At 37.3% G+C, this 20,545-nt stretch carries 17 protein-coding genes and 1 pseudogene; 5 read left to right on the forward strand and 13 right to left on the reverse strand.

Annotation, left to right across the window (positions count from 1 at the left end; translation table 11 throughout):
- A pseudogene (locus H6G25_RS17095) lies at positions 1-1,412 on the reverse strand (hypothetical protein); the annotation flags it as partial.
- Between the two features lie 182 nt (positions 1,413-1,594).
- Positions 1,595-2,176, reverse strand: coding sequence for a Uma2 family endonuclease (locus H6G25_RS17100; protein WP_190393526.1), 582 nt, complete (start codon positions 2,174-2,176; stop codon positions 1,595-1,597).
- A gap of 379 nt (positions 2,177-2,555) precedes the next feature.
- Between H6G25_RS17100 and nblR the strand changes: the two genes are divergently transcribed.
- The 3 genes from nblR (at position 2,556) to H6G25_RS17115 (ending at position 4,716) form a co-directional block, all read left to right on the forward strand.
- Positions 2,556-3,269 (forward strand): response regulator transcription factor NblR, encoded by a 714-nt coding sequence (nblR, locus tag H6G25_RS17105; protein WP_190393527.1) that lies wholly within the window; start codon positions 2,556-2,558, stop codon positions 3,267-3,269.
- 126 nt (positions 3,270-3,395) lie between these two features.
- The gene (locus H6G25_RS17110) at positions 3,396-3,923 is read left to right on the forward strand and encodes a DUF192 domain-containing protein (protein ID WP_190393528.1); all 528 of its coding nucleotides are present in this window, start codon (positions 3,396-3,398) and stop codon (positions 3,921-3,923) included.
- A 601-nt stretch (positions 3,924-4,524) separates the two neighbouring features.
- Positions 4,525-4,716: a DUF2949 domain-containing protein gene (locus H6G25_RS17115; protein ID WP_190393529.1), complete on the forward strand. Its 192-nt coding sequence runs from the start codon at positions 4,525-4,527 to the stop codon at positions 4,714-4,716.
- Positions 4,717-4,808: 92 nt separating this feature from the next.
- On the opposite strand, the gene H6G25_RS17120 is transcribed toward H6G25_RS17115, so the two are convergent.
- The 11 genes from H6G25_RS17120 to ligA form a co-directional block, all read right to left on the reverse strand.
- Positions 4,809-5,960 (reverse strand): alanine--glyoxylate aminotransferase family protein, encoded by a 1,152-nt coding sequence (locus H6G25_RS17120; RefSeq protein WP_190393530.1) that lies wholly within the window; start codon positions 5,958-5,960, stop codon positions 4,809-4,811.
- Between the two features lie 115 nt (positions 5,961-6,075).
- Positions 6,076-6,321 carry a DUF5340 domain-containing protein gene (locus H6G25_RS17125; RefSeq protein ID WP_190393531.1) on the reverse strand — a complete coding sequence of 82 codons (246 nt, stop codon included), beginning with the start codon at positions 6,319-6,321 and terminating at the stop codon, positions 6,076-6,078.
- Between the two features lie 117 nt (positions 6,322-6,438).
- Complete coding sequence (trpC, locus tag H6G25_RS17130) at positions 6,439-7,320, reverse strand: indole-3-glycerol phosphate synthase TrpC (RefSeq protein ID WP_190393532.1); 882 nt, start codon at positions 7,318-7,320, stop codon at positions 6,439-6,441.
- 83 nt (positions 7,321-7,403) lie between these two features.
- Entirely contained in the window at positions 7,404-8,834 is a 1,431-nt protein-coding gene (lpdA, locus tag H6G25_RS17135; RefSeq protein ID WP_190393533.1) for a dihydrolipoyl dehydrogenase, read from the reverse strand.
- Positions 8,835-9,079: 245 nt separating this feature from the next.
- The gene (locus tag H6G25_RS20910) at positions 9,080-9,925 is read right to left on the reverse strand and encodes a hypothetical protein (RefSeq protein WP_206754780.1); all 846 of its coding nucleotides are present in this window, start codon (positions 9,923-9,925) and stop codon (positions 9,080-9,082) included.
- 25 nt (positions 9,926-9,950) lie between these two features.
- The gene (locus H6G25_RS17145) at positions 9,951-10,946 is read right to left on the reverse strand and encodes a hypothetical protein (RefSeq protein ID WP_206754779.1); all 996 of its coding nucleotides are present in this window, start codon (positions 10,944-10,946) and stop codon (positions 9,951-9,953) included.
- A 221-nt stretch (positions 10,947-11,167) separates the two neighbouring features.
- Positions 11,168-12,064 carry a tRNA pseudouridine(55) synthase TruB gene (gene truB / locus H6G25_RS17150; RefSeq protein WP_190393535.1) on the reverse strand — a complete coding sequence of 299 codons (897 nt, stop codon included), beginning with the start codon at positions 12,062-12,064 and terminating at the stop codon, positions 11,168-11,170.
- Positions 12,065-12,152: 88 nt separating this feature from the next.
- Positions 12,153-13,847 (reverse strand): alpha/beta hydrolase, encoded by a 1,695-nt coding sequence (locus H6G25_RS17155; protein WP_190393536.1) that lies wholly within the window; start codon positions 13,845-13,847, stop codon positions 12,153-12,155.
- Positions 13,848-14,829: 982 nt separating this feature from the next.
- Entirely contained in the window at positions 14,830-15,126 is a 297-nt protein-coding gene (locus H6G25_RS17160; RefSeq protein ID WP_190393537.1) for an RNA-binding protein, read from the reverse strand.
- A gap of 171 nt (positions 15,127-15,297) precedes the next feature.
- Positions 15,298-15,843, reverse strand: a complete 546-nt coding sequence (locus H6G25_RS17165) for a fasciclin domain-containing protein (RefSeq protein WP_190393538.1) — start codon at positions 15,841-15,843, stop codon at positions 15,298-15,300.
- Positions 15,844-15,941: 98 nt separating this feature from the next.
- Positions 15,942-17,987 (reverse strand): NAD-dependent DNA ligase LigA, encoded by a 2,046-nt coding sequence (gene ligA, locus H6G25_RS17170; RefSeq protein ID WP_190393539.1) that lies wholly within the window; start codon positions 17,985-17,987, stop codon positions 15,942-15,944.
- A gap of 256 nt (positions 17,988-18,243) precedes the next feature.
- On the opposite strand from ligA, the gene H6G25_RS17175 reads away from it, so the two are divergent.
- Positions 18,244-19,233 (forward strand): glycerophosphodiester phosphodiesterase, encoded by a 990-nt coding sequence (locus tag H6G25_RS17175; RefSeq protein ID WP_190393540.1) that lies wholly within the window; start codon positions 18,244-18,246, stop codon positions 19,231-19,233.
- A 74-nt stretch (positions 19,234-19,307) separates the two neighbouring features.
- The gene (gene chrA, locus H6G25_RS17180; protein WP_190393541.1) at positions 19,308-20,513 is read left to right on the forward strand and encodes a chromate efflux transporter; all 1,206 of its coding nucleotides are present in this window, start codon (positions 19,308-19,310) and stop codon (positions 20,511-20,513) included.
- The last annotated feature ends 32 nt before the right edge of the window (positions 20,514-20,545 follow it).

The raw sequence follows: 20,545 nt of genomic DNA on the forward strand, positions 1-20,545 counted from the left end.
ATGACATCTTCTGCAAATTGACGAATATTCAAGTTATAAGTAATTAAATCATTGATATGATTAATTTCTCCATTAACTAGCTTTTCTCTGATTTCTAAATAACGGGTTTTTCTGGTAATATATTCTCTCCAAATTTCCGTAGGTAAACCATAATTATCATCTGCTGGTTGATTCCAATTCTGTCTTTGAGAAACATCATTTAAACCTTTAGCAATATGTTCCGGTAATGGTAAATCTACTCCGGTTTTGACTGCTTCATAAATATAGCGTTCTGGGTAATCTTTTAATAAGTTCCAAAAATCGTAATTTTCACTTTTGACAACATCAAATAAATAGGGAATAATGCAATTTTTACTAATATATTCTGTGATATCTTCTTTAGTATAATATGCTCCCATTTGTTTTTGGTTAATGTACTTTTCAAAGATATAACCTAAAACATCAGGGTTAATTTCATGATCATTTTTTAGTGGTCTTTCGTCTAAATACCAATTATACTGATCAAAGAAGTTGAATATTTGAGTAAAAGCGGTATCGGGAATTGTAATTTGAGGATAGGTTTGTTCTAAATAATGGACTGTAAATAAACCCCCGTTTAAATAGGGAACTTTTCCTAAAAGTGCTTCTAATTCGGTATTTCTGTTCTGATTTCCTAAACCTTGATGAAATAATTTTAGCAGGAAATAACGATAAAATGAGTAAAACTGATTATTTTCTTTGTGTTCTTGACATTGATTTAATTTGGTTCTCAAATAATCTAAATCGTTATTTAAAAAACCTTTACGTTGAATAAAGTAAATGAACATTAAACGGTTTAGCATTAAGGAAGCGTACCATTCTTGATCAAATTTAACGGGAATACCGTCAATAAAATCTAAAAATGTTTTATATTCCTTTTTGAATTGATCATAAAATTTCTTGGTAACTTTATCAACATCAAAGGCTTTTTTAGTCTTCTTAGTAACTTCTAATAAAGTTAAATTTTCTTCCTCTTTAATACTAATATAAATTGTTTCTAACTTTTGAATTAAACCCTCCCCCGACTGGTGAATATAATAATGATTTTCTCGACTAGTGACGGGTTTTCCTGGTTCGCGTCTTACCCATTGCCAAATTTGTTTTTCTTGACCTTTATCGGTATAAATAATTAAATGTTCTTGACTATAACTAGTAACTTCTATATCAATCTTTTTTCTAATTTGAGAGTTGGGTAAAATCCCATTTTCAGGTAAACAATGATAAACCATTAAACCACGTTTTTGGGAAATAGCTTTTATAGTATAATTCTCCCCATTTACAGATAGATAAATAGGAGAAATATCAGCATAATCCCAACCTAATTCCTCAATAAAAAGTGATGTAAAATCCGATAATTGCAGGTATTTTTTAACTTGACTACGATTGAATTTCATAAAATGCACTCCTGGTATAAATAGCGATCGCTTAACCCACCATTTTCAGTGATTTAAGTGATTTATATAGCGATAAAATACCTGTCTTCATCCTGTACATCCTGATAATCTTGGATATCCTGATTCTGACAGTGGATACTCAACATCATAGCATAGCGAGCTAAATTATAGCCACATTATAGTTACATGATAGCTACATTGATAACATCCTCATATATATCTGTCATTTCTAAAATTAATCCAACAGAATCTAAATGTAATTTATCATCACGATTAATCAAGGTTTGTATAGTCCAATTTCTTTTTTCATCTTGACGATAAACCTCTACCTTAACTTCATCCTGAGAAATCAAAATATATTCTTTCAAACTTGCTAAACTGCGGTAATTAAGAAGTTTTTCCCGTCTATCTATAGTTTCTGTACTTGGTGATAGGACTTCGATAATTAAACAAGGATAATTCAAAAAATAACGGTCTTGATCTTCCGTGTCGCAACTGACAATGACATCAGGATAGTAAAATATAGTTTGATTCTCATGAGCTAAATTTATTCTTACCTTCATGTCAGACATGAAAACATTACAGGAACTACCCCGTAACTGAGAACGCAAACGCGAATAAACATTTCCAGAGATTATATTATGTTCTTTACTACCTCCAGCCATAGCAAAGACCTCACCGGCAAAATATTCATGACGAATATCGCTAATTTGTTCCAATTCCAGATATTCTTCAACAGTGAAAAAGTAAAGAGGAGACTGCATAATTTTTCCTTTTCTGACAATTATAAAATTATTAAGGTATAAAATTATTAAGGGTTGAAAACCCATTGTGCAAGATTAACCTCAACTGTGTCATGAATTTTTAACAGATAAAGCGATCGCTGAAGGTCTTTATGTATTATAAGCTACTACAAGGTGGAGTTATATACTGATAGATTTGAGCAAAAAGAAATCAATTATCACGTAAGTAGGTGAACGGAAAAAATATGAAATTACTTCAGCAAAAATTATTTTTTTAATTGGGTTGGGGAATTTTCCCTAGAGATGTCACCAGAAAATTAGTAACTTGAGTTAGTATTGTGTCAAATGTCAGTAACACAGCCACAGATTATAACTCATATTGATTACTAATTCCCAGCAAATGATAGCTACTTACAATCCCTCTGTTTTTGTTTTGGTGATTGAACCAGATGAAACTCTAGCTAATCAGTTAGCTTTTGATTTACAAGAAGCTGGTTATGATGCAATTGTAGCTCATGATGCAGCCCATGGATTGGAATACTGCCGCGATGCCTCCAGCGGCCAAAGCCATAACCAACCTGCTTTAATTGTTATAGACCGGATGCTCCTTGGCGACTCTGGATTATCCTTATGTAAAAATCTCAGAAACATGGGTAATCTTTCTCCTGTAGTGATTTTAATGGCTAGGGATACAGTAGATGATCGGATAGCTTGTTTAGATGCTGGCGCTAATGATTATATTCTCAAGCCTTACCGTTCGGAAGATTTTCTCAAGCTGATTCATCTCTATCTGAAACCGGATCTTGATACCACAGAGCAATTACGCTTCGGAGATTTGGTTTTGGATATAGGAACGCGTCGCGCTATTTACAATAGCAAAGCTATTGACTTAACCATGAAGGAATTTGAATTATTAAAGTTCTTAATGGAACATCCCCGCGAAGTATTAAGCCGCGAACAAATTTTAGAGAATGTTTGGGGTTACGACTTTATGGGTGAATCTAATGTAATTGAGGTCTATGTTCGTTATCTTCGCCTCAAAATTGAAGAAGAGGGTCAAAAACGTCTGATTCAAACCGTACGCGGTGTAGGTTATGTACTCAGAGAATCCTAAAATTGCTGAAATGAGCAACAATCACAAATAAAATCCAAATTTGTGGGCAATTTTGCAGAAATTGAGTAAGATGGTCAAAATCTGAATCCCAGTCAATAAACTAATTGCCTATTCCCTCTATTACCTATGATTTCCAGGCTCAGTCTCTGTTCAGTATTACTCAGTATTTTACTCATGGGCTGTTCACCACCCACCACTGCTAAAATTCCACCTGTGACACCGAAATATCAAACTCAAATAGCAGTAAATGCTGGTCAAAACCTGCCAATTTCAGCAATTGCAACTTTTCCTAAAGACGTAAAAATTGAGTTAGAAGTAGCGGGAACACCGGAACAGCAAATGATGGGTTTAATGTATAGACCAACTTTAGCTGATAATCGGGGAATGCTGTTTGTTTTTCCTTCAGCACAACCAGTAAAATTTTGGATGAAAAATGTCCCCGTTGCTTTAGATATTATCTTTATCGAAAAAGGTGTAGTTAAGTATGTACAAGAATCTGCCCCTCCTTGTCATGAAGAACCTTGTCCCACTTATGGTCCTAATGTACTTATAGATCAGGTAATTGAACTCAGGTCAGGACGAGCAGCAGAATTAAATTTAAAAAGAGGAGATAATATCACAATTGATTTCGTCAGTCCTAAAACTTCTCAGTAAACGGTATTTAATTGCTGACTATAGCGTTTCTTGTGTTGCATAATGGCATTATCAGTTATGTTTCCCGCAAAGGAAAAGAGATTTTTAATTTTCCAATTTCATACCTCTATCAGTCTATGGCCACCCAGGCTATCAGCAACGCCGCGTTTTCTAGTTTAATTCTGACTTCTTTGACCTCTTTGCGTAAGTTATGTATATAATAAAGTCTCAATATGTCAGATATTTAACTGATACTTGGTTATCTTTTCAAAAAAATATTACGTAAACTAGCATAAATAACAGAGAAGAGGTTAATATTTATCCAGGACTTATGCAATTGGCACATTAGTAAGGCGCATGACTACCGCAGAAATCTAGCAAATAAGCAAATTGCTGAGATCTGATGCACCCTACAATAGATTATTGGTGTGACACTTGCGTAAGTCCTATTGATATAAGACTTTAAAAAAGGGTTATTTAAAAGAATGGAATATTTTCTGTATAACCTTCTAATGTTAGTCTACTCGCAGCAAAGTGACAAATAAAATACTGGTTACATAATACCCGCAAAATAGATAAACAATCTATAATTATACATTTCCCCCAAGGATGTGACATACAAATGGTAATATCAAGATATTCTCGGCTGATTAATTTTCTCCAGGAAGATTTAGCAATTTCCACTGCTTCCCTTTCCGTAGCATTGCGTAACCGTGATCAAGATCCTGGTTCTTTAACAATGACTCTTTGGCAATATGGTTTAATTACTCTAGAACAGTTAGAACAAATTTATGATTGGCTAGAAACGGCATAGGGAAAAGGTGACAGGTGACAGGTGACAGGGAAGAGAGACCAATTACCCATTACCCATTACCAATTACCCATTACCCATTACCAGCCTCATAACTATTTTCCAAAAACTTTTGCTGCTGCTGCTATACCAGCGCCAACGGTGAAGTTTTCGTGGCCAACCTGTGGAAGAACAACTTCTAGGGAGGCGATACAGCTAAGGATATCACGATCGCTGACAAAACCCAAGTGACCAATACGGAAAATTTTATTACTGAGATGGTCTTGTCCACCTGCTAGAGCGATATCAAACCGTTTTTTCATCAAAGAGCGAATTTTATCACTTTCGATGCCTGGAGTGGCGACAGCGGTAATGGCCGGACTAGCACATTCGTCGGCCGCAAACAAAGATAAATTTAAGGCTTTCATAGCCGCACGGGTGGCATTTTTTTGGCGTTCATGACGAGTAAAGATGGATTCCAATCCTTCCTTTTTCATCATTCCCAGAGTGGTGTGTAGGGCTACTATTAAGTTAACCGGGGGAGTAAAGGGGGTAGTATTTTTAGCGGTAGATTTGCGATATTTACCTAAATCTAAATAATATTTAGGTAACTTTGCAGTTTTGTAAGCTTCCCAGGCTTTGGGACTGACGGAAACAAATCCTAAACCGGGAGGAATCATGTAACCTTTTTGAGAACCGGAAGCGACTACATCTAAACCCCAAGCGTCTACAGGGACATTGTAAGCGCCTAAACTGGTGACAGCATCAACAATAATTAAGGCCTGTCCATGTTCTTTAACGTGGCGGTTAATAGTTTCTAAATCATTAATTACCCCGGTGGAGGTTTCACTGTGGGTAATAATTACAGCTTTAATTTCCTTGTTGGTGTCTGCTTGCAGTTTAGCTGCAAATTGGTCTGGGTCTAAAGGTTGTCCCCATTCTGCGGTGACAGTTTCCACATTTAAACCAAAAGCTTGACCGACTTCTACCCAACGTTCCCCAAATTTACCATTAGAACCAACTAAAATGCGATCGCCTGGGGAAAGGAAATTAATTATTCCCGCTTCTACAGCACCAGTACCGCTGACGTTTAACATCAGTACATCACTTGTAGTTTGATGTAGCCATTTGAGGTTTTCTGTCACCTCTCCCATCATACTGCTAAATTCACCGCTACGGTGGCCAATGGGGTGTTTGGCTAATGCTAGTAAAGCTGCTTCTGGAACTGGAGTCGGTCCTGGAATCATCAGCATCAATTTATTATCCATCTGTGTGTTATGTCCTAGTTGAAAATTTCAATACGATCCAAATTAACCCTTAAAGGGGATAAAAACACAAAAAAAATCTACTAAAATCCTTTATAGGGATAGTAGTTCAAAACCGTCAGGAGCAATCAACTTGATCTGGAAAATGATTGATAGACCAACGGTGATCAATCACCATAGAGGAAGACTGAAAAATTTCTTCTAACCGTTTTTGTTGGGATGCAGCTTTTCGCATGGTAATAATCAGTTGATTGACTTGATTGCGAAGGTCTTGATTTTGACCTAAAGAGGTCATGGTTTGCTTTTCCAAAAGTTGAAGTATCAGTTCGTAATGGATAGGAGAGGGTAAAGGAATTGGCTCCATGTAGTTTATTGTGAAGTTGCAATTTAGGGATTTTTTAATTTTCTTTTAGTCAAAGTTTAGCTAATCCTTAACTAGTTGTTACACAGAAAATAAATAATTGCAGGTCATGGGCTGTAATTAAGCAAACAGATTCGTAATTGCTACTTGAGGATCTGGTTGTTTCACTAATGATTCACCAATCAGTACAGCTGATACACCTGCTGTTTTAACTACATTTAAGTCCTCTGGATGATGCAATCCTGATTCACTGACGACTAGAATATTTTTTGCTTGTAATTGCTCACCTCTAGCTGTCATTAATTCAGAAGTTGTTTGTAAATCAACGGTAAAATCTTCTAAATTACGATTATTAATTCCGATTAAGGAAACACCATCTAAAGCTAAAACCCGATCTAATTCTTCTAAATTATGCACTTCTATTAAAGCTGCCATTTTCAAGTTATGAGCAATTTTAATAAAGTATTGTAGATCTTGATCATTGAGAATTGCTGCTATTAATAAAACTGCATCTGCGCCATTAATTCTCGCCCAATACATTTGGTAGGGATAGATGATAAAATCCTTACATAGTAGGGGTAAATCCACTGTAGAACGGACTAAAGACAGATTTTCAAAACTACCTTGGAAAAATTTAACATCTGTCAGCACCGAAAGACAACTAGCACCCCCTGCTTGATAAGATTGAGCTATGGCTACTGGGTCAAAATCTGTCCTTAATATCCCTTTACTGGGAGAAGCTTTTTTAACTTCGGCGATTAAAGCGGGATTAGTTTTCCCATAACGCAAAGCAGCGATAAAATCACGGGTGGGTGGTACAGTCAGGGCTTGTGTTTGTAATTCCCGCAAGGGGAGCTTTTCCCGCATTTTTTCAACTTCTGTTTCTTTATGCCAGACAATTTCTTCTAAAATATTATTTGGTGCTGCACCCTCTATAGCGGATTTATATTGGATTATAGAAATATTAATAGCTGGGCTAGGTGAACGACGACGAATTTGCATATTAGTTGGTTGTTGGTTGTTGGTTGTTGGTTGTTGGTTGTTGGTTGTCAGTTGTCAACTGACCACTGACAACTGACTAACGATTAACTAACTAACGCGCGTTTATAAGCTTCATCTAGAACTTCTGAAAGGGTGGGGTGAGCGTGAACTTGGTAAGCAAGAGTTTTGATAGATTGACGGTTAGAAACAGCGGCCGAAGCTTCGTGAATTAGATCCGAGGCGTGGGGACCAAAGATATGTACACCTAAGACTTCTCCTGTATCTTGGCGGTAAATCACCTTTGTCATACCGTCAGTATCATTTTCCGCCAAAGCTTTAGAATTACCTTTAAAATAACTCTTAGTGGTGGCGATTTCAAAACCTTCATTTAAACCCAAAGCATGGGCGGCTGTTTCTGTCAAGCCCACATAACTAACTTCTGGGTGAGTAAAGGCGGCGGCGGGAATACTGCGGTAGTCAACAGTTTTTTGACGACCCATAATATTCTCTACAGCAATGATACCTTGAGCGGATGCCGCATGAGCTAACATCATTTTCCCGGTAGCATCACCAATAGCCCAGAGGTGGGGGACAACTTCGCCGTTGGCTAATACGGCCATATTATCATTAACAGGAATAAAATTACGGCGGTCAAGGTCAACACCAACGGATTCCAGACCAAGATTTTGGGTAGCGGGAACACGGCCTGTAGCGACTAAACAAGCATCAACTTCGAGAACTTCTAAATCTTCTTTAGTTTCAAAGTTAGCTAATTCAATGATTACTGGTGAACCCGGTATGACTTTTTTGGCGTAAATACCGACTTTAGTTTCAATATCGCGGGGGTTAATTAAGACCCGTTCTGCCAGTTTAGCAATATCCCGGTCAAATCCTGGCATTAACTCATTTAGGGCTTCAATTAAGGTAATTTCACAACCCAAAGCTGAGTAAACATCAGAAAATTCTAAGCCAATGTAACCACTACCAATAATCGCCACCCATTTGGGGAGAGTTTCTAATTTAACGCCTTGGTCGCTGGTAAAGACTGTTTTCCCGTCTACTTCGATTCCTGGGGGAACAAAGGGGACAGAACCGGGGGAAAGGATGATATTTTGGGCGGTGATGGTTTTCTCACCTTTATCTGTGGTAATGGTGACTTTTTGTGTACCTGCTACCTTACCCCAACCTCGAATAATATCAACTCCCAAGCGCTTGAGACTGTTGGTTAGGTCCCCTTGAATTTTGGAGACGAGATTGTTAGCATGATTAGCGATCGCTTCTCGTTCAAACTCGACACTGCCAATTTGTATTCCCAATGACTTGAGGTGATGAGCGTTACGTAATTCTCTCACTTTTCCTGAAGCCGCCAGCAATGCCTTAGAAGGGATACAACCCCTGTTTACACAAGTGCCTCCCATATCTCCAGCTTCAATAATCGCCGTTTTCTGACCGCAACTGATAGCGTGTAAGGCAGCACCATGTCCACCTACACCAGCGCCGATAATCACTAAATCGTAATCAAATCCAGGACTCACTTTTGTTTCCCCGTTTTCTTGGCCTATTTTCTCTTAAGTTAACTTTTATATCAAAAATTTGGGTTCATAACCCCGTCTTCCTAGAACAAGTTTTGGTAGAGTAGATTTTGTTACGGAGATGAGAAAGATAATTAAGTAGGTGAACGCAAAAAAACCGACATAAGTAAGGAAAAGTAAAGTTGCCCAAAACCTCTCCCCCGTTCCCTGTTCCCTCACTATAACGACAATTTTTAACGCCAACCTACTTAGTCAATAGATTTCCTTAACGTTGTCAGAATGCTACGGGTTTTTAGGAAATCTTCATTTTGTGAGAGTGTTTGCAGAGTTTCCGGGCTGCTTTGTCGGACAATATTGTTATAGGCATTAATAGCAATGCTCAGTTTGTTAATATCTACTGATCCTGATGTATTTAACTGAGCTAAGGCATTCGTGAGAGCCTCTGCTGATTGTTCAGAAACTCCGGCTTCAATTAAGATTTTCGCAATTTGTTTAGCCACGGCCTGTGCAGCTTGTTGACCATCACTATTAAGCAGAATTGCAATGGCGAGCTTGGGATTACTTGAACTTAAATTATTGATTTGAGCAGTAAAAGCCGCATTGAGCCTCTCTTGAGTTGGGGATGCAATATTAAGAGTTACAAATCCATTTTCTCCGGTTGTGACAGTAATATTAGGTGATTCACTGATCGCAGACAAACCAGTGTTAATTTGCTGATTGTTTTGATTATTAGTACCTGAGCCAGTTGTACCACCGCCACTTTGACCCCCGGCTGTCCCCACACTGGGATTGGAATTGGTAGTACCACTGCCGCCAGTTGTACCACCGCCACTTTGACCTCCCGCTGTCCCCACACTAGGATTGGAATTGGTAGTACCACTGCCGCCAGTTGTACCACCGCCACTTTGACCTCCGGCTGTCCCCACACTAGGATTGGAATTGGTAGTACCACTGCCGCCGATTGTACCACCACCACTTTGACCCCCGGCTGTCCCCACACTAGGTGATTTTTGGGCTTGGCTTGGTAGCTGCCAATTGAGCGACAAGAGGGGTGTAAGACTGAGGACTAGAATCAAGGTTCTGATTTTTAACATGGCGATTTTCTCAGAATTGAAGTGTTTATTTAGGTAAGAAATTGAAACCATAGCCTATACTCAGAACGAATACTGTACCGCCTAGACTATTATCTGTCAGGTCTGCGCCCACAGCACTAATTGTCAAGGGAATAGTAGGGATAGGAACGAAGGAAGCACCAATGTTGAAACCAACTCCACTCCAACCCATACCTATACCTACTTGAGGATGAACTTGCACACCCACTCCAGCAAATATTGCAGTAGTAGCAGGGTCTTTTCGGAAATCACCACCACCGGCTCCTAAAGAAAAGGAGATAGGCATTTGATTGACTGGATCATTAGGCTTCAATAGGGAGTAAGTTGTAACTACACCATAGCCACTGGAAGGTCTAACTTTTTCCTTCTTAACGTGCTGGGCAAAGGTCTTCCAGCCGACTGCAGCAGCTATTTGAGTATTACCTTGAGCATAGACAATGTGGTTAGCTTTGAGGTCAAATGTGCCGTTGTACGCAAAATTTTTGATACTACCAATATTGTAGCCAAGTTCTAGACCAATTTGCCGGGCATCTCCTAAGCCAAAACCCATACTGAGGCTTCCGTCTGGACTACCTTTCCTGGCTTTACCAGCGGTTGCTGCTGATCCTCCAAAGAACACGTCACCCCAAGTAGCCCCGAAGGCACTGGGACTGGCAAAAGTAAGTGAAGGTTGGTAAGTCCGTTTTTTGGGAACTACTTTGAAAAGAGGTTGAATTGATAAATCCTCTCGTAATTTATTAGCATCAATCGGACTGCTATTGGCAGGGACGGAAGGATCTGTTTGAGCAGTTATCTGTGGTTGTTTTTCAAGAATATATCCAGCTTTCTCTCCTAATTCTGCTTTTTTCGCTATCACTTCTTTGTGATTAGAGAATTGATTAGTGATTAATTCATTACTTTGCTTTTTAGCAACTATATGATCTGCTGCCAATGCAAGATTAACTGAAATAAAATTGGCGAAACAAATACAACTGAATATTGTTATACCTGTAACTTGTGACAATTTTATTCCTACTATCATACATAAAATTTTTGCTTTCTGCAAAATCCTAATCCTTATCCTTATACTTCGCTTTTGAGCATGGAAATAAAACTGCTATGGGAAGCAAATCACTAAGAAAATACCGTTTAGGTTGGAAATATCAGGGTGAAAAGGAAATTGATCAGGAAATCTTGCAGAAGAGTTTACAAACTTAATGGTTTAATAAAGTCTGGTTAAAGATTTTATGATTGTAGAGAGGGAATTGTCAGTTCAGAAAATACCATTTGGGGAATTAAGAAATCATCTTGTAATTTACCGATTCCTAAAAAATTGCCTTCTGTTTCGTAAACCCGCACAAAGTCAGAAATAGTAAGATTGAGGGCAATTTTTTGACCTTGACACCATTTTTTAGCTGATACTGTTGGTAAAGTTACAAATGCTAAATGTTGTAATGGTGCGTCTGGGGCTAGAGGTTGAAATCTACCTGTTTGCAGTTGGTTTTCTAAATCTGTGAATGTGAGACTGTCTGGGATTTGAAAACCGCTGCTTTCTGTACGCATGAGGGCGGCTAGAGTACCACCTGTATTTAATATACTACCTAAATCACGAGCGATCGCCCGAATATAAGTTCCCGCACCGCAAGATATAGCTACATCTAATTCCGGTAAATCACTGTCTCGCCAGTCTAATAGCTGAATTTGAAAAATTTCTACTGTTCGCACTGGAACTTTGACTATTTCCCCTTTTCGTGCTAAATCATACAGGCGTTTGCCATCAACTTGAATGGCACTATAATTAGGGGGAATTTGCTCTATTTTGCCAATAAACTGGGAAAGTGCGGTTTTTACATTTTCTAAATCCAAGCCGGGACAAGGTTTGGAGGTAATAATTTCTCCTTGTAAATCATCAGTAGTAGTCTGTACACCTAGACGAATAGTGGCTTGATAGGCTTTTTCTCCTGGTAAATATTGTAACAATCTTGTGGCTTTACCCAAAGCTATAGGTAATACTCCGGTAGCTGCGGGGTCTAAAGTTCCTGCGTGTCCTACCCTTTTCATTTTCAGTAGTTTTCGCACCTTGGCTACACAGTCATGAGAGGTCCAGTCAAATGGTTTGTTTAAATTAAGAAAACCTTGCACAATTTTAGATTTAAGATTTGATATTTTTGTATTTTTACATAAATTGTCAAGAATAAGATCGCCAACTTCTTCAGAGAAGGAATTTGAATTAGGAAGAAAATATCAATAAGTGAAGTAGAGAAACACCAATACCCAGTATCCAAAATCCAATGCGGACTATGGTATGAGAAAGTTTTTTTTTGCGAGGTTGGTTTTTATGAAAGTGATCATCTAAAACTGGTGCTAATTTAATATGATCAAAAGATTGAACAAGATTTAAACCAAGAGACTGACTAGAAATACTTTGAAAATAAGCGGCGTTAAGATAGGGAATATATTCTGGTTTTTTAGCTACATAAGTTTGAAAGAAAGGTAAACTTAAAGCATTCATATAATGACGGGCTTGGGAAGCATCACCTAACATATCTTTAGGTAATGCTATTTGTGTACTTTCAGGGTCACTATTACCAATGGTAGAAAAATGAGTAGCACCAAGTAGCATGACTAAATATTTGTGGGGATAAGTAAGCCAAGAAAAAGGTAAAATTTGCTCATATAAAGCTGGGGCTACAGTATCTTCACTACTACCAATAATCATGATTGGGGTGCGAATTTGACTTAAACCAAATTGGCCAAAAATGGAGCTGGTGATAGGATTAACAGCGATAGCAGCTTTGACTCTTTTATCTTGTAAATTATATTCTTTTTCTGATTGATTTGGTAATTCTAAAGCCCGACATTGCAACAGCAAAGACATATTCCAGGTATTTCGTAATTTGTCTAAATCACAGTCTTTTTTTAGTTGTTGAAAGTTAATTTTTGCTCCAGCTAAAGCTAATGCAGTATAACCTCCTAAAGATTGGCCAAATACTCCTACTTGTTGGAAATTAAGCCGCTTCTGAAATTGTGGATCTGATTCCAATTGATCTAAAATATATTTTATATCTAAAGGTCTATCTTTAAATTCATGAGGTTGTATGACTTGATTACTATTTATTAAGGATTTTACTTTTTCTTCATAACTACTTGGATGATTGGGAATGACGACAGCAAAACCATAATTAGCTAGGTTTTTTCCTAAATAACGAAAGTTACTACTATTTAAACCTAAACCGTGAGAAATGACAATTATAGGGGCAGAATTTTGGGTATTAGGAATATAGATATCAGTGGGTAAATGCCGATTACGCAATGAGTCGAATAACTTTAATGTTTGTTTTTGAATTGGGAAATTTGGCTGCTGTGGTAATTTAGATAAATTCTCTAGGGAAATGGTTGCTGCTTCTAAATTTGATGCTTGTGTTAATGTAGCGATCGCTTTTTGAGTTTCGCTGATCATTTTCTCTAATTCTCTAGCAATTTTCCAGCCAGAAATCAGATCAATACTAATACTATCTTGAGGATATTTACGTAATAAATTTAATAAATTTAATCCTTCTGGTTCACCAGCAGCGGAAATTAAAGCTGTGCGTAAATTCTGAGATTCTGATTCTGGAGAATGGGATTTAGTTTGAATTAATTCTGTCAACCTTTTTAAGATGAATTTCCCTTGTTGAGTGTCGAGAAATTCAGAAACTACAGCAGGACTAATTTTGACTGGTTGAATTAAAATTTTCCTTAATTCTTGTAGTGTACTTGTGGGAATATATTGATAATATTGGGCAAAGTTTTTATTAACAAAACCATGTTTAGCATAGTTTTCTAAAACACTAGTGGGGATAGAAATTTCTAATGCTGAATAAGCTGCATGAATTTGTGTTGCTGCCATTGCAGATTTACTTATTCCCAATGTTGGCAGCAACATTGATAAAATCAGTAATAGGGAATTTTTTATCAGGTTCTTGCCACAATTACCAAACATATTGATCGCTTAACTTTTATGGTGATGTTGTTGAGCGCGGCTCAATTTTGGTAGTTATTTGGACACCCTGATAAATCTATATTGTATTCTAATTCTCAGATATATTTATGAGTGAAATCAGAAATGGGATAGAAGGACTTATATTCAGGTTCTAATACCAGCATTTCTTTGAAGATCATAATAGATGACTGATTTATCTACATCAGTATTGATTATGTATTTTGACTGATTAATAAAATTTGAATAATGCTAATTAATCCTATTAATCAAAGTTACTTTTTATCTGAATTTAGGGATAAAAAAGGTAATGCTGAGAAATTATTGGTTTTCTGTTTTCAAGCATAAGCTAAAGATTGTAATAGTTGTTTTCGTGATAGGGAAAACCCCCAAATTAATATAGATACACCCAGGTATTGATATTATGGATAACGCTCCTGAAAAATTACTAATCAACGGCAATTTTTAGGCATTATTAATAATGACTAAATGGAATAAATTATTTAAAATAATTATTTTTACATAATAGTCAAGTACCAGGAATAGTTAAATACTTCTGGCTGTTGGTGGTTAGTCCGGGTAATATAGAAAAGGTCGAAGGTGAACTGGTTTTGGTGTTTGGGTATAAGAGGCTGTTTGGGAAGTCGCAAAATTTACCATCAACCTCTTAGGAGAGAGAAGTTACCTCTTGGGTAAGTCCTCATAAAAAAAGACAGGGATTTACCCTGTCCTGAAAATATGATATTTTAGAGTGTTAGAGAATGTTTGAAAAGTCGCTCATAGTGTATCAAATATTTTCATATCCCCTTAAATCCCTCAAATAAAGGGGGACTTAGACTGTAATTCCCCTTGTTAAGGGGGCAGGGGGATCTGCAAGTATCTAAAATCACGATCCAAAACTTTCCCAACAACCTCTTGGTGGTAAAACTTAGTAACGGTTGCGTTCACCGCCATAACCACCCCGTCCTCCGCCACCACGCTCTTCTCTGGGTTTAGCTTTGTTAACTTTCAACTGCCGTCCCAACCATTCAGCACCGTCAAGAGCAGCAATTGCGGCTTCTTCCTCTGCATCTGATGACATTTCGACAAATGCAAAGCCCCTAACACGACCAGTTTCTCTGTCTGTGGGTATTTGGACTCTCTTAACATTTCCATACTCTTGAAAAACCTCTTTCAGGGCGTCTTCCGTAACCTGATAGGATAAATTACCGGCATAAATTGACATTGAATAGCTCCAGAAATCAAAAATCGCAGTTTGCACTACTAATTAAATATATAATACCCGTGATTAAGATTTATTTCCAAGTTTGAATTACTAATTTTTATTGTAAGTCGTTTATAAGCAAAAAGATTCCCGCATTCTTTAAGAATGCGGGAATCTAAGTTAGGAAAAAGTCTACAATTTTACATCGGGAGGAAGTAGGACTTTATTAATTACATGAATCACACCGTTACTGGCTTTAATGTCTGCTTTTGTTACCTTAGCGTTACCTACAGTGACTCGCCTCTTTCTCGCTTGAATCTTAACTACAGCGCCTTCAACTGTTTTGATCTCACCGGCTTTGATATCTTTAGAGGTAATTGCCCCAGGAACTACATGATAGGTTAATATTTTAACTAAGGTGTCTTTGTTTTCTGGTTTGAGGAGTTTTGCTAAAGTTCCTTTTGGTAAGGCTTTAAATGCTGCGTCTGTAGGCGCGAATACAGTGAGTGGTTCTTTACCAGAGAGGGTTTCTACCAAACCTGCGGCTTTGATAGCTGTGACTAGGGTTTTCAAAGAACTGTTGGCGCTGGCAATTTCGACAATTGTTCCTACGGTCTGTGTACTGGTAACGGGTGTAGTATGTTTAGGAGGCTTAGTTTCTGCGAAGCTAGGGGCGCTAATAAGAAGAGTAGTTGTAGCTATGGCGATACTAACTGTTTTACTGAATAGGGAATTCATGGTTTATACTCCAAAAAGTTTCAAAATCTGATATTGCGGTTACTTCAACTTGACAATAAATACTGTAACAGAATTTAACAATTTGCGTCTGTTTACAACTATTCTGCCAGCATTGCCAATAACTGCGCCTCAGTCAATTGGCTAATTCCCAAATTTCGCGCTTTCTCTAATTTAGAACCTGCTTCTGCTCCTACTACTAAGAAGTCTGTTTTTTTGCTAATTGAATCAGTAATTTTACCGCCATGTTTTTGAATTAAAGCTTTTGCTTCGTCTCTTTTTAAGGTTGGTAATGTGCCAGTAACTACAAAGATTTTCCCGACAAGTTTTTGATTAATCTCGCCTACAGCTTTGGTTTCTGGGCTGTTTGCTAGTTGTAACCCCATGGCTTGAAGACGGGAAATTAAAGTTTGATTTGCTACTGTATGAAACCATTGATACACTGATTGGGCGATTTCTGCACCGATACCATAAACGCCCGCAATATCTGATTGTCTGGCGGCTGTTAATTCAGCGACGGTGGTAAACCTTTGGGTTAATAATTGGGCGTTGACGCTACCTACATGACGAATGCCTAAACCATATAATACCCTAGACCAAGGTTGAATTTTTGATTGGGCGATCGCTTTGATCAATTTCTCCGCTGATTTTTCTCCCATGCGTTCTAATTCACATAATTGCTCTTTTGTCAATTCGTATAAATCAGCGACGGAATGTATTAAACCTTTTTCTACTAATTGATATACTAGTTTTTCTCCAACACCTTTAATATCCAAAGCGTCACGACTTACCCAATGTTCGATTTCACCTTTGAGAATGGCGGGACAGGAGGCATTTACACATCTAGTAACAGCTTCGCCAGTTTCTCTGACTACCAGTTGTCCACAGACGGGACAATGGGAAGGCATAATAAAGGGTTGGGTGTCAGGGGGACGCAATTCTTTGATTACTCGGACTACTTCGGGAATGATTTCTCCCGCTTTGCGTACAATTACGGTGTCACCAATGCGAATATCTAATTGTGCGATGCGATCGCTATTATGTAAGGTAGCACGGGAAACAGTTGTTCCCGCTAATTGTACCGGTAACATTTCTGCCAGGGGAGTTAACGCGCCGGTTCTGCCGACATTAACTGTAATTTTTTCTACACGGGTTGGAGCTTCTTCTGCGGGATATTTTAAGGCTATAGCCCAGCGGGGAAATTTCTGTGTAAACCCCAATTGTTCCTGGAGTTTAAAAGTATTTAATTTAACTACAATTCCATCAGTCATATAGGGAGAATTGAGCCGTGCTGTATCCCAATATTGGTAATATGCGGCGACTTCAGGGATAGAATGGCAGAGTTTATGATTGGTATCAATGCGGAAACCCATTTTTTGTAATAATTCCAAAGCCTCCCATTGAGTATTGGCAATACTGGAATCATCTAACCCGGTAATATGTAGAGTATAGGCGAAAAAATCTAACTGTCGTTGGGCGACAATACGGGAGTCTAATTGTCTCAGCGTACCAGCTACAGCATTGCGCGGGTTAGCAAATATTTGTTCACCAGCTTTTTGTCTTTTTTCGTTAATTTCTTTAAATACCTGTAAAGGTAGAAACGCCTCTCCCCGTACTTCCACTTTGGCGATATTTTCCAAGCCGTCAAAATTCAAACGGAGGGGAATTGAGCGGATAGTTCTGACATTTTGGGTAATATCTTCACCCATTATGCCGTCTCCTCTAGTTACACCCCTTACTAAAAGTCCATTTTCGTAGGTCAAGGCCAAAGCCGCACCATCAATTTTCAATTCAGATACATATTCTATTTCTACGGCATTATACTGTTCTGGTATGTGTCGCCGCCAACGTTGCTCCCAATTTTGCAATTCCTCAATATTAAAAGCATTTTCCAGACTGTACAGAGGAATATTATGGCGGACTGAGGTAAAATGGGTTGCAGGTCTTTCTCCAACACGCTGGGTAGGACTATCGGGAGTAATTAATTCTGGATTTTTCGTTTCTAATTCTTGTAATTCTCGATACAGCCGATCATAAACTGTATCTTCCATTATTGGTGCATCTAAAACATAATAAGCGTAACTAGCTTTTTGTAACAAAGATCGTAATTCTTCTATACGCTTTAATTCAGTTTGAGTTGAGATCATAAGTTTCATAATGAAAGAATTATACTCCTTTTTCAGGGGAAGAATACTGATATGAATGAACCACAAAGACGCAAAGGACAAGAAGGAAGAATAAAGTAGTAAGTAGGTTGGCGTTAAAAATTGTCGTTATGACAAGGGAACAGGGGACAGGGAACAGGGAACAGGGGAGAGGTTTTGGGAAACTTTACTTTTCGTTACTTATGTCGGTTTTTTTCCGTTCACCTACTTAGCAAAACTTTAATTATAGAGAAAAACTATGATTCAAACTTTCACAAATCAGTCTCCTATTATTATCGCTCATCGGGGTGCAAGTGGCTACCGTCCTGAACATACTTTAGCAAGTTATGAGTTAGCAATTGATTTAGGTGCTGATTATATTGAACCAGATTTGGTAATGACTAAAGATGGTATTTTAATTGCGCGTCATGAAAATGAAATATCAGAAACTACGGATATTGTTGATCATGCTGAATTTGCTTATTTAAGAACTACTAAAATCATTGATAGTGAAATTAAAACAGGTTGGTTTACAGAAGATCTTACTATAGCAGAAATCAAAACTTTAACTGCTAAAGAACGTATTCCCGAAATTCGTCCTCAAAATGCAATTTATAACGGAATGTTTACTATTCCTACTTTTACAGAAATCATTGATTTAGTTAAGGATAAAAGTGAAAAAGTTGGTCGCAATATTGGTATTTATCCAGAAACCAAACATCCCAGATATTTTCAAGAGATTGGTTTACCATTAGAAGCGGCCTTGTTATCGAATTTGCAAGACATTAATTTACCCATATTTATTCAATCATTTGCGGTGAGTAACCTCAAAGAATTATCTCAGAAAACAGATTTACCATTAGTACAATTAATTAATGATATTGGTAAACCCTATGATTTTGTTATAAACAATGATCAGCGTACATATAGAGATTTATTAACAGCAAAAGGGTTACAAGAAATTGCCGAATATGCACAAGCAATAGGGGTACATAAAAACTTATTAATTCCCAGAGATATTCATGGTAAATTATTATCACCAACATCCTTAATTATAGATGCTCATGCAGCCAATTTACAAGTTCATGCTTGGACATTTAGAAATGAAGATTTTTTCTTACCTTTAGACTTACAAGGAAGTCCTGAAAAAGAATATGAAATCTTTTTAAATTTAGGAGTAAATGGTGTATTTACTGATTATCCAGACCTAGCTGTAAAGCAGAAATGTTGCTACCTTAATCAAAAATAAATAATCAATCTATCCCTTATCAAAATCCTCAAATTCATCTGCATTTAATTATTATTAACCCTTAGTCAAAAACCATGAATAAATCATCATTAAATCGCTTAACTGAAATTGCCCAAATATTTCTCAAATTGGGTATAATTGGCTTTGGTGGACCAGTAGCCCATATAGCCATGATAGAAGATGAAATAGTCAAACGTCGTCAATGGTTAACACAAGAACATTTTCTAGATTTATTAGGTGCAACAAACTTAATTCCCGGTCCAAATTCCACAGAAATGGCTATTCATATAGGATACATTTATGCAGGGTGGTTAGGATTAATTGTTGCTGGAGTTTGCTTTATTTTACCTGCGGTTTTAATTACAGGTTTCTTGGCTTGGATATATGTTAGTTATGGGACATTACCGCAAATTGCACCTTTACTTTATGGAATAAAACCCGTTGTTTTAGCAATTATTATTAATGCTGTTTGGGGTTTAGGAAAAAAAGCAGTAAAAACGCGAAAATTATTGATAATTGCTATAGTTGTGGGATTAATAAATCAATTTACTAAAATCAACGAAATAGTGGCTTTATTAATGGGAGGAATATTAGGAATGATTTGGTTACGCAGTGGTAATCAAACTAACTTAATTATTCTGGGTTTAACCACAGGAACGTTTTTAGAAACAACCCCAACAAGTACAGTTATCAATAATATAAATAATATCAATAATCATGTATCTGTACCTTTATGGAAATTGGGTTTATTTTTTTTAAAGGTTGGTAGTGTCCTCTTTGGAGGTGGTTATTTACTAATAGCATTTTTACAAAAAGGACTAGTAGAAGAATATGGCTGGTTAACACAACAACAATTATTAGATGGTATTGCTATTGGACAATTTACACCAGGTCCAGTGCTTTCTACCGCGACATTTATTGGTTATATAATTGCTGGTTTTCCGGGAGCAATTGTAGCAACTGTGGGGATTTTTCTCCCTTCATTTTTGTTTGTTGCTATTTTAAATCCCTTTATGGATACCCTTCGTAAATCATCTTGGACAAGACCATTTTTAGATGCTGTTAATGTTAGTGCTGTAGCCTTAATGACAGTAACTACAATACAATTAGGAATAGCTACTTTAATATTACCTAAAACTAATTCCCTAGATTTTTTAGGTTTAGGAATTGCTGTTATTTCCGCAATTTTAGTCATTCACTACCGCATTAATAGCATTTACTTGATTTTAGCTGGTAGTATTATTGGTGGGAGTGCTTTAATCTTGGGTTATCTTAGATAAGAACATAATTACCTGACTGGGAAATTCATACT

The organism is Dolichospermum sp. FACHB-1091 (assembly GCF_014697585.1).
GTDB lineage: Bacteria > Cyanobacteriota > Cyanobacteriia > Cyanobacteriales > Nostocaceae > Dolichospermum.